Genomic DNA, 14,593 nt, shown 5'->3' with positions numbered 1-14,593 from the left:
GCGCCGTGATTACCCGTAGACTGGTGCGTGCCCCCAGCCCGCCGAACAGGGAGCAAACGGTGAATCTGCACCACTCCGCCGCCGCAGCCGACCAGGACGAGAACGAACCGCGCGAAGAATGCGGTGTTTTCGGTGTCTGGGCGCCGGGCGAGGATGTCGCCAAGCTCACGTATTACGGGCTCTATGCCCTCCAGCACCGTGGCCAGGAGGCGGCGGGCATCGCCGTCGCCGACGGCGCGCAGGTGCTGGTCTTCAAGGATCTGGGCCTGGTGAGCCAGGTCTTCGACGAACAGACCCTGGCCGCCATGCCCGGCCATGTCGCCGTCGGCCACTGTCGTTACTCCACCACCGGGTCCACCACCTGGGAAAATGCCCAGCCGATCTTCCGCACCACGGCGGTCGGCACCGGGATCGCCTTGGGGCACAACGGAAATCTCGTCAATACCGCCGAGTTGGGCGCTCGGGCGCGGGAACTCGGCCTGATCAGCGGGCGGTTGGCCGGATCGCTCGGCGCCACCTCCGACTCCGACGTGATGACCGCGCTGCTCGCGCACGCCGCCGCCGACAAGAGCATCGAGCAGGCGGCCATGGAGATGCTGCCCACCCTGCGCGGCGCCTTCTGCCTCACCTTCATGGACGAGCACACGCTGTACGCGGCGCGCGACCCGTGGGGTGTGCGGCCGCTGTGCCTGGGCCGCCTGGATCGCGGCTGGGTGGTAGCCAGTGAGACCGCCGCCCTCGACATCGTCGGCGCGTCCTTCGTGCGCGAGATCGAGCCGGGCGAACTGCTGGCGATCGACGCCGACGGGGTGCGGTCCATGCGTTTCGCCAACCCCGAACCCAAGGGCTGCGTCTTCGAATACGTGTATCTGGCCCGGCCGGACTCCACCATCGCCGGTCGCTCCGTGCACGCCACCCGCGTCGAGATCGGCCGCCGCCTGGCCGCCGAACATCCCGTCGACGCCGACCTGGTCATCCCGGTGCCCGAATCCGGCACCCCGGCCGCCGTCGGCTACGCGCAGGGCTCGGGACTGCCCTACGGCCAGGGGCTGATGAAGAACGCCTACGTGGGTCGCACGTTCATACAGCCCAGCCAGACCATCCGCCAGCTCGGCATCCGCCTCAAGCTCAATCCGCTGCGCGAGGTCATTCGCGGCAAACGCCTCATCGTGGTGGACGATTCCATCGTGCGCGGCAACACCCAGCGGGCCCTGATCCGCATGCTGCGGGAGGCGGGCGCGCTGGAGATCCACGTCCGCATCGCCTCGCCGCCGGTCAAGTGGCCGTGCTTCTACGGCATCGACTTCGCCTCGCGGGCGGAGCTGATCGCCAACGGCGCGGGCGAGGGCTCCTTCGAGGACATGGTCGAGGGCGTGCGCCGCTCCATCGGCGCCGACACCCTCGGCTACATCTCCACCGAGGGCATGATCGCCGCCACCGAACAGCCCCGCAGCCGCCTGTGCTGCGCCTGTTTCGACGGCAAGTACCCCATCACCCTCCCCACCGAGGCCGCCATCGGCAAGAACGTGCTCGAGGGCATGCTCACCGGCGCGACGGAGGCCGAACTGCTGGCCGACAACGCCAATGCCAGCGCGCTGAGCAGGCCCTGACCGGTTCTCGGCCGGAGTGGTCGGCCGCATGCTCGCGCAGTGCGACGACCGATTTCGTGCGGCGAGGGTGACTCGCCGGGTACGTCCGAAATCGGTTCGGCACCCGACCGTCTGCACGCGTACATGACGGTTGACGGCTCTCAGCCGTGCGCTGAAGTCGCGGGTAGGCGGTAATGCTAGCGTGAGCAGGCATCTATCCACCGATTCGGCTTGGAGCTCTCCGAAGACAATGACTGAACAGACCCCCAGCGGTGCCGGTGCGTCGTACGCGGCGGCCGGAGTGGACATCGAAGCCGGCGACCGGGCAGTTGAACTCTTCGCACCTCTGGCCAAGAAGGCGAGCCGGCCCGAGGTGCAGGGTGGACTCGGCGGCTTCGCCGGGCTGTTCGCGCTGAAGGGTGGATACCGCGAGCCGCTGCTGGCCGCCTCCACCGACGGCGTCGGCACCAAGATCGCGGTCGCGCAGGCGCTCGACAAGCACGACACCCTCGGCCTCGACCTGGTCGCCATGGTCGTCGACGACCTGGTGGTGTGTGGCGCGGAACCGCTGTTCCTGCAGGACTACATCGCTGTCGGCCGAGTCGTGCCCGAGCGGGTCGCCGAACTGGTCTCCGGCATCGCCGAGGGCTGTGTCCAGGCCGGGTGCGCGCTGCTCGGCGGCGAGACCGCCGAACACCCGGGCCTGATGGGTCCGGACGACTACGACCTGTCCGCCACCGGCGTCGGCGTGGTGGAGGCCGACGCGGTGCTGGGCCCGGACCGGGTGCGGCCCGGCGATGTGGTGATCGCCATGGGCGCTTCGGGTCTGCACTCCAACGGCTACAGCCTCGCCCGCAAGGTGCTGCTCGACATCGACCGCATGTCCCTCACCGGGCACGTGGAGGAATTCGGCCGCACCCTCGGTGAGGAGCTGCTCGAGCCGACCCGCATCTACGCCAAGGACTGCCTGGCGCTGATCGCCGAAACCGATGTGCGCACCTTCGCCCACGTCACCGGCGGCGGCCTGGCCAACAACCTGGCGCGCGTGCTGCCCGCGGGCATGGTCGCCGAACTCGACCGCGGTACCTGGAACCCCGCCCCGGTGTTCAAGATGATCGCCCAGCGCGGCCGCGTCGAGCGTGTCGAGATGGAGAAGACGTTCAATATGGGCGTCGGCATGGTCGCCGTCGTCGCACCCGAGGACGCCGACCGCGCGCTGGCCGTCCTCACCGCCCGCCACATCGAATGCTGGACCCTCGGCACGGTCAAGAAGGCCAAGGACGCCGACGCCGCCCGCGCGGTGCTGGTGGGAGACCACCCGCGCTTCTGAGCGTTCGGGCACCGAAGACCAACCGCCCCGGTCACTTACGTGGCCGGGGCGGTTTTCGTCGAACGAGGGTCGAACGCTCCGTGCCGTCGATGCCGCGCCGTCGATGCCGCACGGCGCGGCACCCGGGACGGCCGCGAGCGATCCAGGGTGCGGTGAGCACAGCCGATGCCGGAACCGAGCATGTCCCACGGGCCGCTCGTTCGGGTCGGCTGCTGATCGGCTGCCCGGCACGGACAGCCCGAACACACCGACGCCCCGACGCGGCTGCGCGCGGGACGCCGATGCGGTCACTGTGTAGTTCGAGCCCTCAACACCGCGTACCACGGCAAATCGACGCGTTAAGGGGGAGGCCAGTCACGGCCTCCCCCTTAGCACGTCGATTCAGTCCGAGTCAGCGGCGCCAGTCGTCGTAGGTGTCTTCATCCCAACGCGACGATTCATCCGCGTCGTGCTCGTCGGAAAGCACACCACTCCGCTGCGAGCTGGGGGAAGAACTTCCCGACAGCTCGCGCTGAAGGCTCGCGAAGTCGGTTGGTGCCGAGCTGTACTTCAGCTCGCGCGCAACCTTGGTCTGCTTTGCCTTAGCCCGGCCACGGCCCATGGCTGACCCCCTCGCGTCACTGCGGGGCGGCCTGGGGTGGTTGGCGGCCCCGTTCGAATTAATATCTTCCTGACAGACACTTTAGCGTGTGTCAGGCGGTCGCGCTTCCATGAGTGCCGGAAGATCCTCGCGAGTGCCGTTCCGACCGGGGCGACGCCGTTTCCGACAGAGCTCAGAGCAGCCCGGGAATTGCCCGGATCACGCCCACGCGGGCGCCGCCGCCCAGCACGGCGGGAGCCGCCAGTTCGGCGTGGTCGTCGGTCCAGTCGATACCCATACGCTGCAGAATGGCCAGCGTCAGCGGCACCCGCGCGCGGTCGTGCCCGTCGTCGATCTTGTAGGCGAAGGCCGAACCGTCCGGCAGCGCACCCGCGTGCACCCCGTCCGCGCCGATCTTGCACACCAGTCCGGGCGTTGCCGTCATCACGCGCAGATCCGGCCCGTCCGTGCCGGAAATCACTCGCGGATAGGCCCGGATCGCCTCCGCCACTCGGCGTTCCGGGGAGCCGTCGGGCGCGGTGGCCATGGTGGCGTAGGCGCGGGCGAGGTTCACCAGCGACACCGGCACGATCGGCAGGCCGCAGCCGTCGAGGCCGAGATCGGTCTCCGGCTCGCCGGTGATATCGGCGATGGTATCGGTGACCGCGCGTTGCAGCGGATGCCCGGCATCGAGGTAGCCGCGGGTCGGCCAGCCGTTGATCCGACAGGTGGCGAGCATGGCGGCGTGTTTGCCCGAACAGTTCATGTAGATCCGGCGCGCCGCCTTGGCGCGGTCGTGCCCGGCGAGCACGGTGGCGCGGGCCTGCTCCTCGAAGGGCAGATCCGGCGGGCACTCCAGCTCGTCCTCGGCGAAGCCGAAGCGGTCCAGCAGCCGCTGCACCAGCTCCACGTGATCGGGCTCGCCGAAATGCGATGCGGTGGCGATGGCCAGCTCGGTGTCGTCCACCGGATCGAAGCCGTTGCGCAGCAGGGTGATCGCCTGCATGGGCTTGTTGGTGGAGCGCGGGAAGATGGGGCCGTGCACCTCGCCGAACTCCACGGTGGGCTCACCGTCGGGGCCGAGGATCACCAGCGAACCGCGGTGCACGCACTCGCGGAAACCCGACCGCACCACCTCGACCAGTTCCACACTCATGCTGTGCCCTTTCGTGCGTGTGCGGGGCGCTCCGTGGTTGCTCTCGGCTGCGACCTCCGCACCTGACCGCTCATGCGGTGTCCCTTCGCGTCGTGGCCCGACCGTCGGCTACCACCGCCCGCGATCGCCGACCCGCCAGTCGGCTCGTCCCGCGCCGCCGCCAGCGGGTCCGATCGCTCATGCCGTCAGCTCCGCGCTCGTCTTCGTATTCGTCGCGGCAGCGCGGTCGTTGCGGCGGCGGTGCCGCTCGATCTGCATGCGCACATCATCGGAGATGGTCGGCTCCTCGGTCAGCAGCCGGTCCAGCAGTGCCTGGTCGCGGCCGCCGAACAGGTCGCGCACGGTGATGCCGTGGGCGGGGATGTGGATCCGCCGCACCTCGTCCCCCGCGCCGATCACGCCCTCGGTGAGCACGCGCAGATATGCGCCGGTATCCGATTGCAGGGTGAAGCGTTTCACCCACTGCCGCTCGCCGCTCCAGTGCTGGAAGGTGGCGCAGGGCACGCGCGGTGCGCTCACCTCGAACACGGCGTCGCCGACGGCCCAGCGCTCGCCGAGCACCGCATCGCTCACCGGCAGGCCGCCGATGCGCAGGTTCTCCCCGAACCAGCCGTAGGGCAGCTCGCGATCGAGTTCGCGGCCCCAGCGTTCGGCGTCCTCCTGGGCGTAGGCGTAGACGGCCTGGTGTTCGCCGCCGTGGTGTTCGGTATTGCACACGTGGTCGCCGTCGAGGCTGAGCCTGGTCACCCGAACCCGATGCGCGACCGGGCGCTTGTCGATGGCCGAGCGGCCGACCCGGCCCGGCACCTCGATATCGGCGTGCACGACGCAGACCGCCAACACGGTGCCGACCGTGCTGGACGCCGTCGGTGCCGCGGCGCGCTCGGGCAGCGCGGATTCCGCCGCCGCGGTGAGTTCGTCGCTCATCGGCCGCGCAGCCTCTCCACGGCCAGGCGACCCGCCTGCGGCTCATCGTGGGCGCGCACGGAATCGGGGTCGATGGAGGCGGCGACCGGCCCCGCCGCCAGCTCCGCGTCGACCGTGACATTGCGCTTGACCAGGGCCAGCGCCACCGGGCCGAATTCGTAGTGGTCGACCACCGTGCCCACCACGCCGACCGCACGGCCGCCGGCGGTCACCGGATCACCGGTGGCCGGACGCGAATCCGCGGAACCGTCCAGATGCAGCAGCACCAGCTGCCGCGGCGGTTTGCCGAGATTGTGCACGCGGGCCACCGTCTCCTGGCCTCGGTAGCAGCCCTTGTTCAGGTGCACCGCGCCGAATTCGGCCCGGCCGCCGATCCAGTGCACCTCGTGCGGGATGGTGCGCTCATCGGTGTCGACGCCGATGCGCGGCCGCAGCGCGGCCACCCGCAGCGCCTCGTAGGCCCACATCCCGGCCGCCTCGGCCCCGGCGGCGCGCAGCCGCGCCCACCAGTCGCCCAGCTGGGCGCGGGGCACGATCAGATCGTAGGAGTCGGCCGTCGGCCAGGGCATGCGGCGCAGGAACCCGCCGCCGGGCAGCGCCACCGCCGCGTTGACCTCGGGCAGCGCCGCGACGCCCAGGGCGTCGGTCAGTTCGGATACGCGGGGTCCGAGCAGGCTCAGCATGGCGTGGTCGGGTGCGGGCTCGGGTTTGGCGTCGGCCCAGAACACCATCTTGGCGAGGAAGTCGAGCAGCGCCGGACCGCGCTGGGCCTCGGTGTCGATCCACACGGTGCCGTCGAGTTCGGTCAGCACGAAGTGGTTCAGCACGCGGCCGTTGAGATCCAGGTCCAGATTCTCCGCCGACTGTCCGTCGCCCAGCTCCGCCACATGCTGGCTGGAGACGGTGTGCAGCCAGGTCAGCCGCTCTTTACCGGTGATGGTGAACAGGAAGCGGTGCGAACGGTCCACCACCGCCACCCGCTGCGCCGCCGCGCGCTGCTCACCGAAGGGATCGCCGTAATGCCACGCGACGGCCGAATCCGGCGACTCGGGCAGCCCCGCGACTGCCCCTGGATTGGAAAGGATCGGGCTGGGTGCAACCTCGGAGGACACATACCCACAATAGGTGTTGGCCGATCCGCCTTGCGCCGGCGGTGGAGAAGCCGCGTAACCGGGCGCGATCTGTCCTAGGCTCACTTGCCATGGTGGAACGAGTTTTGGTGTCCCTCGACGGCGCGATCCGGGATCCGGACGCGCCGTTGCTGTATGCGGACGACATCGGTGTGTTGCGCGGTGACGGCGTCTTCGAGACCGTGCTGGTGCGCGACGGCCAGCCGTGCGCGATCGAATCGCATCTGGCCCGACTACGCAGATCCGCGGAGGCGCTGGAGCTGCCGCCGCCGGATCTCGACGCCTGGCGCGCCGCCGTGCAGAAGGCGGCGAAGCAGTGGGGCGAGTCCCGCGAGGGGCTGCTGCGGATGGTGCTCACCCGCGGCCGCGACAGTGAGCAGGGCATCGGCGGGCAGGCGGCCAACAAGGAGCTGACTCCGGCCGAACCCGCGACCACCGGCTACGTGCTGGTGCTGCCGGTGCCGGAGCGGGTGGAGACCGCACGCACCGAGGGTGTTTCGGTCATCACACTGTCGCGCGGAATCTCGGTGGATCTGGCCCAGGCCGCACCCTGGCAACTGTTGGGCGCCAAGACCCTGTCGTATGCGACGAATATGGCGGCGCTGCGTTTCGCGCACCGCATGGGCGCGGACGACGTGATCTTCACCAGCACCGAGCACAAGGTGCTGGAGGGTCCGCGCTCCACCGTGGTGATCGTGCGTGACAAGCAGCTCATCACCCCGCCCCCGAAGGTCGGCGTGCTGCCCGGTACCACCCAGCGGGCGCTGTTCGCCGAGGCCGAGAAGGCGGGCTGGGAATGCCTGTACAAGCCGCTTTTCGTCGCCGAACTGATTACCGCGGACAGCATCTGGATGCTTTCCAGCATTACCGTGGCCGCCCGGGTCAACTCACTCGACGGACTGCGGATGTCCGCGCCGGACCATGCTCCCGAGATCATCGAACTGGTTAATCGCGGGGTGGCGCGGGCGGGCAGCATCGCGGACTGGTGAGCGTGCGCCGCGGGCCTTCCGGATGACCTTCGGCGGGGCTCGCGCGAGGACTTGGGGGCACGCCTTCGGGGACTTCGGTCACCGATTGGCAAACGACCAGCATGTTGTGGCGCGTCACATGGTCATCCGACACCCAGCAGGCGTAGTGTCCGGTACTACGTCATGTCGTAGATCGGCAGGGAGGTCGGATGGACGTCGTCGACGTCGCGCGCTGGCAGTTCGGTATCACCACCGTTTATCACTTCATCTTCGTGCCGCTGACCATCGGCCTGGCGCCGCTCGTCGCGGGCATGCAGACCGCCTGGGTGATCACCGGCAAGGAGCACTGGAAGCGCCTCACCAAATTCTTCGGCAAACTCTTCCTGATCAACTTCGCCCTCGGCGTCGCCACCGGCATCGTGCAGGAATTCCAGTTCGGCATGGGCTGGAGCGAGTACTCCCGCTTCGTCGGTGACGTCTTCGGGGCACCGCTGGCCATGGAGGCCCTGGTCGCCTTCTTCATGGAATCGACCTTCCTCGGCCTGTGGATCTTCGGCTGGGACCGACTACCCAAAAAGGTGCACCTGGCCTGCATCTGGCTGGTCGCCATCGGCGTGAACGCCTCGGCGTACTTCATCGTCGCGGCCAATTCGTTCATGCAGCATCCGGTCGGCGCGAAATTCAATCCCGACACCGGACGCGCGGAGCTGCAGAGCATCTGGGAAGTCATCACCAACGTGACGACCCTCGCCGCCTTCCCGCACGTCATCGCGGGAGCCTTCCTCACCTCCGCCACCTTCGTCGCGGGCATCGCCGGTTGGTGGATGGTTCGCAACATGCGCAAGGGGGAGGCCGCCGGCGTCGAGGAGGCGCGCACCATGTGGCGGCCCGCCGCGCGCATGGGCCTGTGGATCATCCCCATCGCGGCCGTCGCGCTCGTCTACACCGGCGACGTGCAGGGCAAGCTGATGTTCGAGCAGCAGCCCATGAAGATGGCCTCCGCGGAATCGCTGTGCCACACCGAAACCGATCCGAACTTCTCCGTCCTCACCGTCGGCACGCACAACAACTGCGACAGCGTGAGCCACCTCATCGAGGTGCCCTACGTGCTGCCGTGGCTGGCCAAGGGCGAATTCAGCGGCGTCACGCTCGGCGGTGTGCAGGACCTCCAGGAGGAGTACGTCCTGAAGTTCGGTCCCGGCGACTACCGGCCCAACCTGTTCGTGACCTACTGGTCCTTCCGCGCCATGATCACCTTCATGGCGGGCTCGATCCTGCTGGCGCTGGTCGGATTCTGGGTGACGCGGCGCGGGCGGGTGCCGGATCAGAACTGGTTCTCCTGGCTGTCGCTGGCCGCCATCGCCACACCGTTCCTGGGCAATATCTCCGGCTGGGTGTTCACCGAGATGGGGCGGCAGCCCTGGGTGGTGGTGCCCAATCCGACCGGGGACCAGAGCATTCGAATGACGGTGCAGCAGGGCGTCTCCGGGGTGTCCGCGGGCACCATCCTCACCTCGCTCATCGTATTCACGCTGCTGTACGGCATTCTCGCGGTCGCCTGGTTCCACCTGATGCGGCGCTACACCGTCGCCGGGCCGGAACCGGCCGCCACCGAATCCGACGCCCCGAAGATGACCGGGGATTCCGTCGAGAAGCTTTCCTTCGCTTACTAGGAGACTCCGGATGACTCTGCAAGTGTTCTGGTTTCTGCTGGTCGCCGTGCTCTTCATCGGCTACTTCGTGCTGGAGGGCTTCGACTACGGCGTCGGCATGCTCATGCCCATCATCGGGCGCAAATCCGAGGTGAAGCGGCGCGTGGTGCTCAACACCATCGGGCCGGTCTGGGACGGCAACGAGGTGTGGCTGCTCACCGCGGGCGGGGCCATGTTCGCGGCCTTCCCGGAGTGGTACGCGAGCCTGTTCTCCGGGTTCTATCTCCCGCTGCTGCTCATCCTCGTCGGCCTGATCACCCGGGCCTGCGCCATCGAATGGCGCAGCAAGATCAACGACGACAAGTGGCGGCGTTGGTGCGATATCGGCATCGGGCTCGGCTCCTGGATTCCCGCGCTCGCCTGGGGGCTGGCGTTCGCCAATATCGTGCGCGGCGTCCAGCTCAACGAGAAGCGGCAGATCGAGGGCACCCTGCTCGACCTGCTCAGCCCGTACGCGCTGCTCGGCGGGCTCACCACGCTGCTGCTGTTCCTGCTGCACGGCGCGATCTTCATCTGCCTCAAGACCGGTGGCGAGGTGCGCGAGGACGCCGAGGCGATCGTGCGCAAGATCTTCGTGCCCACCGCGGTGGTGGTGGCGGTATTCGGCATCTGGACCCAGCTGTCCTACGGGCACGACTGGACCTGGATTCCGTTGGCGCTGGCCGTGATCGGGCTGGTGGTCGCCGGACTGGCACACAGCCGCAGCCGCGACGGCTGGGCCTTCACCGGCACCGCGCTCACCATTCTGTCGGCCACCACGCTGCTGTTCGGGGCGCTGTTCCCGGATGTGCTGCCCTCGTCCATCGACCCGGCCTTCAGCCTCACCGTGGACGGCCGCGACGGCACCGTCAGCGCCTCGTCCACGCACTACACGCTGGTGGTCATGAGCTGGGTCGCGGTGGTCATGGTGCCGATGGTGCTCATCTACCAGGGCTGGACGTACTGGGTGTTCCGCAAGCGGCTCACCATGGAGCAGATCCCCGACCCCATCGGCCTGCTCCCCGAGAAGCTGAAGAACTGACCCATGGCTCGACCGGTCGACCCGCGCCTGTGGCGGCACGCCCGCTCGGCACGACGGTATCTGGTGCTGAGCGTGGCGCTGTCGCTGGCGACCACGGTGTGCATCGTGGTCGCGGCCCTGGCCCTGGCGCGGGTGCTGGCCGGTGTCATCACCGATCCGACCCGACGTGACATCGGCTCCTGGACAGCCGAGTTGGCGGTCTTCGCGGTCGCGGTCGCGGTGCGGGCGGCGGCCACCTGGTGGCAGGCGCGGCTCGCGCACCGGGCCGGAGCGCGGGTGGTGGCGGAGCTGGAGACCGCGGTGGTGGTCGCCGGAGCCCAGCTGCCGCCGCGCGAACTGGAGCGCCGCCGAACGGAATTGGCGGTGGTGGCCGGATCGGGGCTGAACGGGCTGCGCGGCTACCTCGCCGGATATCTGCCCGCTCTGCTGCTGGCCGTGCTCGTGCCCCCGGTCCTGCTGATCGTCATCGCCCGGCACGATCTCGTCTCCGCCGGCATCATCGCCGTCACCCTGCCGCTCATCCCGATCTTCATGATCCTCATCGGGCTGCTCACCCAGGGGAAGTCCAAGGAGACCCTCGCCGCGACGACGCGGCTGTCGGATCAGCTGCTCGACCTGTTCGCGGGAATGCCGACGCTGCGGGCGCTGGGGCGGGAGACGGCGTCGCGGCCGCGGGCCGGGGCGCGCGGGGACACCGCGATCGGCACCGCTGCCGTCACCGGGGAACCGGCCGCCGTCACCGGGGAACCGGCCGTCGGGCGCGGGGATGCGGTGAGCGGATCGGGTGTTCCGGCAACGGGTCATTCGGCAACGGGTGATTCGGCCCGGACCACCATGGCGGGCCGGGTGCGCGATCTGGGCGAGGCGCTGCACAGGCGCACCATGTCCGCGCTGCGCATCGCCTTCCTCTCGTCCATGGTGCTGGAAATGCTCGCCACTCTCTGCGTGGCGCTGGTGGCCGTATCCATCGGCATGCGGCTGGTGTACGGGCACATGGGGCTGTACGGGGGGCTGGTGGCGCTCATTCTCGCGCCGGAGGTGTACCTGCCGCTGCGCATGGTGGGGGAGCGGTTCCACGCGGCGCAGGACGGGATGGCGGCCGCGGACAAGGCTTTCGCGGTACTCGAGCCGGACGACAGGGAGTCGGTCGCGAATCCGAGAGCAGCCGCCCCGCCGACCGCCGCCGCGTCGGCTACTGCGGCGTCGGCTACTGCGGCGTCGGCTACTGCGGCGTCGCCCGCTGCCCCGTCGGCCACTGCCGCGTCGCCCGCCGCTGCCTCGGCCACTGCCCTGTCAGCCACTGCCGCGTCGGACGCTACGGCGTCGGCCGCTGTCCCGACGACCGCTGCCCCGACGACCGCAGCCGGGTCGCCCATCGCTCCGGTGACTGCCGACCCGGCGGCCGGATCGTCCCGCAGGGTGGGCGGCGCGTCTGCTACCTCGGTCGATGCGTCTGGTGTTCGGAGCCGAGACATCCACGGCCACATCGAGATCGCCGAGTTGAGTGTCGCGGCGCGCGACGGCGCGGCCCCCGACGGGCTCTCCGCCACGGTGCGGCCCGGTGCTGTCACGGTGCTGACCGGACCCAATGGCTGCGGGAAATCCACGGTGCTCCAGGCGATGCTGGGACTGATCGCCCCCGATCACGGCGCGGTGCGCATCGACGGCACCCCCGTCGCCGACCTGGACCCCGACGATTGGTGGTCGCGGGTGGCCTGGCTGCCGCAGCGCCCCGTGCTCGTCCCCGGCACCCTGCGCGACAACCTCGAACTCCTCGGCGCGCCCGCCGACGCCGCACAGCTGGCGGCGGCCTGTGCGGCAACCGGTTTCGACGCCGTCCTCGACGAACTTCCCGACCGCTGGGACACCGTCGTCGGCACCGGCGGCATCGGCCTGTCCCTCGGCCAGCGCCAACGCCTCGCCCTCACCAGAACCCTCGCCGCCCGCCGTCAGGTCCTCCTGCTCGACGAGCCCACCGCCCACCTCGACGACGCCAGCGAGGCAACCGTTCTCGCCGCCCTGTCCGCCCGCGCCCGAGCCGGAGCCACCGTGGTACTCGTCGCCCACCGCCCCACCATCCTGTCCATCGCCGACCACGTCATCGAGGTGCGCGCCACCACCCGGCCGGACGGCGCACGCCACCTCCCCACCACCCGGCCGGACGACGAGCACGATCCGCCCACCACCCCTCCGGTTCCCCCTGAAACATCCCTCCCCACAACGGATTCCGATCCTGTAGGGCCATCGCGCTCGGCTGACGGCGGCCACATCGGCAGCGGTGGAAACGATCCCGGCTCGACACTGCGAGCCGCTGTGACGGGTGCACCGGGTCGGGGGCCGGGAACCCCCGGGTCGTCCGGGACCGCCGGGGTATTCGGGACTGCCGGGACGGTGGGGCGATGAAGGCGGTGCTGGCCGATTTTCGGCGGATTCGGGAGCTGCTGGAGCTCTCGCGGTGGCGGATGGCGGTGTCGGTCGGGTGGGGCACGCTGGCGTTGGGGAGCGGTCTCGCCTTGGCGGCGCTGGCGGCGTGGCTGATCGCCCGGGCGTGGGAGATGCCGCCGGTGCTGGATCTGACCATCGCGGTGGTGTCCGTGCGGGCGCTGGGCATCGCGCGTGGGCTGTGCCGGTATCTGGAGCGGCTGGCCACCCACGATGTGGCGCTGCGGGCCATGACGACCGCGCGCACCACCACCTACCGGACGTTGGCCGCGGCGGACATCTGGCGGCCGCGGCGCGCTGCGGCTGGTGTGCGGCCGGGGGATGACAGCAGCACGGCTGCGCTGGCGGCGTCGACGCGGGCCGCGGGTTCGGGTGCGGCCGCCGACCCCACGCGGTTGCGGCGGGGTGAGCTGCTCGGGCGGGTGATGGGGGATATCGACGATCTCGGAGCCGTGGTGGTGCGGGCGTTCGTGCCGATGGCCGTGGCGGTGGTGCTGTCGCTGAGCGCGGTGGTGCTGCTGGCGTTCATCTCCGTGCCGGCGGCGCTGATTCTCGCGGTGGCCCTGGTCGTGGCGGGCGTTGTCGCGCCGTGGCTTTCGGCGCGGGCGGCGCGGGAGGCCGAGGAGGCGGTGCGCAGCGATCGCACCGAGTTCACGGCTGCCGCGTTGACCGTGCTCGACCATGCCCCGGAGTTGCGGGTCGCGGGGCGGCTCGACGGCGCGGTAGCGAGCGCGCGGGCGGCGGGGGAGCGGGCCGTCGCCGCCGAGGATCGCGCGGCCTCGCACAGCGCGTGGGCGGCCGCCGCGACACCGTTGTCGATCGGCGTGAGCGTGCTGGGGGCGCTGCTCATCGGAATCGTGCTGTACGGCACCGGAACCGGTGCGCCGACGGCCGGATTCCAGACGGTCGAACCGGGCGGCATCTCGCCCATGGCGCTCACCGTGCTCGTGCTGGTGCCGCTGTCGGCCTTCGAGGCGGTCGGGGTGCTGCCCGCCGCCGCGCAGGCGCTCACCAACGGGCGGGCGGCGCTGCGCCGCATCGACCGCTTCGAACGCGGCGAATCCGCCGCCGCCCGAACGACTCTGCCGGACTTGCCGGAAGGGCATCGCATCGCGGTGGTGGGCCCGAGCGGCGCGGGCAAGACCACCCTGCTCATGGCGTGGGCGGGGCTGTTCGACACCCCGCGTCCCGACGTCACCTTCTTCGCCGAGGACGCGCACCTGTTCGGCACCACCGTCCTGGAGAACCTGCGGGTGGCCCGCGGCGACATCACCGAACAGGAGGCCGACGCCGCCCTGCGCGCGGTCGGTGCCGGTGCCTGGCTCGACTCCCTGCCCGACGGCGTGCACACCGAACTGGTCGGCGGCGCGGCCGCGGTCTCCGGCGGGCAGCGCCGCCGCATCCTGCTCGCCCGCGCCCTGCTCGCTCCCGCCCGCGTTCTACTGCTGGACGAGCCCACCGAACATCTGGAGGCCGCCGCGGGCGCGGATCTGCAACGCCGCCTGCTCGACCGCGCCAGCGGCCTGGTCGCCCCCGATCGCGTCGTGGTGGTGGTCACCCACCAACTCCCACCCGACCACCGCGCCGACACGGTGGTGCGGGTGGCCGGTGACGGCACCATCGGAACGGACCGGTTTATTCCCGCCTGACCTGCGTTTTCGCGGTCCGAGAAAATACGTTGCCGCCACCGCGGACCGCCACTAGATTCGTCGGTACACGGGAAAGGAGGTGGTTCGAG

General features: G+C 70.1%; 11 protein-coding genes. 7 read left to right on the top strand and 4 right to left on the bottom strand.

What is annotated here, in order from left to right; genetic code table 11:
* Window positions 1-59: 59 nt before the first annotated feature.
* On the top strand, window positions 60-1,610 hold the full coding sequence (purF, locus tag QMO76_RS29720) for an amidophosphoribosyltransferase (RefSeq protein ID WP_306364659.1): 1,551 nt from the start codon (window positions 60-62) through the stop codon (window positions 1,608-1,610).
* Window positions 1,611-1,839: 229 nt separating this feature from the next.
* Window positions 1,840-2,919 carry a phosphoribosylformylglycinamidine cyclo-ligase gene (gene purM, locus QMO76_RS29715; protein ID WP_306364658.1) on the top strand — a complete coding sequence of 360 codons (1,080 nt, stop codon included), beginning with the start codon at window positions 1,840-1,842 and terminating at the stop codon, window positions 2,917-2,919.
* Between the two features lie 391 nt (window positions 2,920-3,310).
* Here the strand turns inward: purM and QMO76_RS29710 are convergent, their stop codons facing one another.
* The 4 genes from QMO76_RS29710 to QMO76_RS29695 all read right to left on the bottom strand — a co-directional run bounded on the left by QMO76_RS29710 (window position 3,311) and on the right by QMO76_RS29695 (window position 6,694).
* Window positions 3,311-3,520, bottom strand: coding sequence for a DUF3073 domain-containing protein (locus tag QMO76_RS29710; protein WP_306364657.1), 210 nt, complete (start codon window positions 3,518-3,520; stop codon window positions 3,311-3,313).
* A 172-nt stretch (window positions 3,521-3,692) separates the two neighbouring features.
* The gene (locus QMO76_RS29705) at window positions 3,693-4,655 is read right to left on the bottom strand and encodes an asparaginase (protein ID WP_306364656.1); all 963 of its coding nucleotides are present in this window, start codon (window positions 4,653-4,655) and stop codon (window positions 3,693-3,695) included.
* 177 nt (window positions 4,656-4,832) lie between these two features.
* A complete protein-coding gene (locus QMO76_RS29700; protein ID WP_306364655.1) occupies window positions 4,833-5,582 on the bottom strand; it encodes an MOSC domain-containing protein in 750 nt (249 codons plus the stop codon).
* A complete protein-coding gene (locus tag QMO76_RS29695) occupies window positions 5,579-6,694 on the bottom strand; it encodes a folate-binding protein YgfZ (protein WP_306364654.1) in 1,116 nt (371 codons plus the stop codon). Before QMO76_RS29695 ends, QMO76_RS29700 begins: the two co-directional genes overlap by 4 nt.
* Window positions 6,695-6,783: 89 nt before the next feature.
* On the opposite strand from QMO76_RS29695, the gene QMO76_RS29690 reads away from it, so the two are divergent.
* The 5 genes from QMO76_RS29690 to QMO76_RS29670 all read left to right on the top strand — a co-directional run bounded on the left by QMO76_RS29690 (window position 6,784) and on the right by QMO76_RS29670 (window position 14,504).
* Window positions 6,784-7,701, top strand: coding sequence for an aminodeoxychorismate lyase (locus QMO76_RS29690; RefSeq protein ID WP_306364653.1), 918 nt, complete (start codon window positions 6,784-6,786; stop codon window positions 7,699-7,701).
* Between the two features lie 188 nt (window positions 7,702-7,889).
* The gene (locus QMO76_RS29685; protein WP_306364652.1) at window positions 7,890-9,353 is read left to right on the top strand and encodes a cytochrome ubiquinol oxidase subunit I; all 1,464 of its coding nucleotides are present in this window, start codon (window positions 7,890-7,892) and stop codon (window positions 9,351-9,353) included.
* A gap of 10 nt (window positions 9,354-9,363) precedes the next feature.
* Window positions 9,364-10,413: a cytochrome d ubiquinol oxidase subunit II gene (cydB, locus tag QMO76_RS29680; RefSeq protein WP_306364651.1), complete on the top strand. Its 1,050-nt coding sequence runs from the start codon at window positions 9,364-9,366 to the stop codon at window positions 10,411-10,413.
* 3 nt (window positions 10,414-10,416) lie between these two features.
* Window positions 10,417-12,816, top strand: coding sequence for an ABC transporter ATP-binding protein/permease (locus QMO76_RS29675; RefSeq protein ID WP_306364650.1), 2,400 nt, complete (start codon window positions 10,417-10,419; stop codon window positions 12,814-12,816).
* Entirely contained in the window at window positions 12,813-14,504 is a 1,692-nt protein-coding gene (locus tag QMO76_RS29670; RefSeq protein WP_306364649.1) for an ATP-binding cassette domain-containing protein, read from the top strand. Before QMO76_RS29675 ends, QMO76_RS29670 begins: the two co-directional genes overlap by 4 nt.
* The last annotated feature ends 89 nt before the right edge of the window (window positions 14,505-14,593 follow it).

The sequence above is a fragment of the Nocardia sp. CC227C genome (genome assembly GCF_030767025.1).
Classification (GTDB): domain Bacteria; phylum Actinomycetota; class Actinomycetes; order Mycobacteriales; family Mycobacteriaceae; genus Nocardia.
The sequence above is the reverse complement of the archived record's forward strand: the minus strand, read 5'-3'. Positions and strand labels throughout refer to the sequence as shown.

Coding starts and splice junctions, on each gene's coding strand:
- purM (WP_306364658.1), top strand. CDS start 1,840: ATGACTGAACAGACCCCCAGCGGTGCCGGTGCGTCGTACGCGGCGGCC.
- QMO76_RS29710 (WP_306364657.1), bottom strand. CDS start 3,520: ATGGGCCGTGGCCGGGCTAAGGCAAAGCAGACCAAGGTTGCGCGCGAG.
- QMO76_RS29705 (WP_306364656.1), bottom strand. CDS start 4,655: ATGAGTGTGGAACTGGTCGAGGTGGTGCGGTCGGGTTTCCGCGAGTGC.
- QMO76_RS29700 (WP_306364655.1), bottom strand. CDS start 5,582: ATGAGCGACGAACTCACCGCGGCGGCGGAATCCGCGCTGCCCGAGCGC.
- QMO76_RS29690 (WP_306364653.1), top strand. CDS start 6,784: ATGGTGGAACGAGTTTTGGTGTCCCTCGACGGCGCGATCCGGGATCCG.
- QMO76_RS29685 (WP_306364652.1), top strand. CDS start 7,890: ATGGACGTCGTCGACGTCGCGCGCTGGCAGTTCGGTATCACCACCGTT.
- cydB (WP_306364651.1), top strand. CDS start 9,364: ATGACTCTGCAAGTGTTCTGGTTTCTGCTGGTCGCCGTGCTCTTCATC.
- QMO76_RS29675 (WP_306364650.1), top strand. CDS start 10,417: ATGGCTCGACCGGTCGACCCGCGCCTGTGGCGGCACGCCCGCTCGGCA.
- QMO76_RS29670 (WP_306364649.1), top strand. CDS start 12,813: ATGAAGGCGGTGCTGGCCGATTTTCGGCGGATTCGGGAGCTGCTGGAG.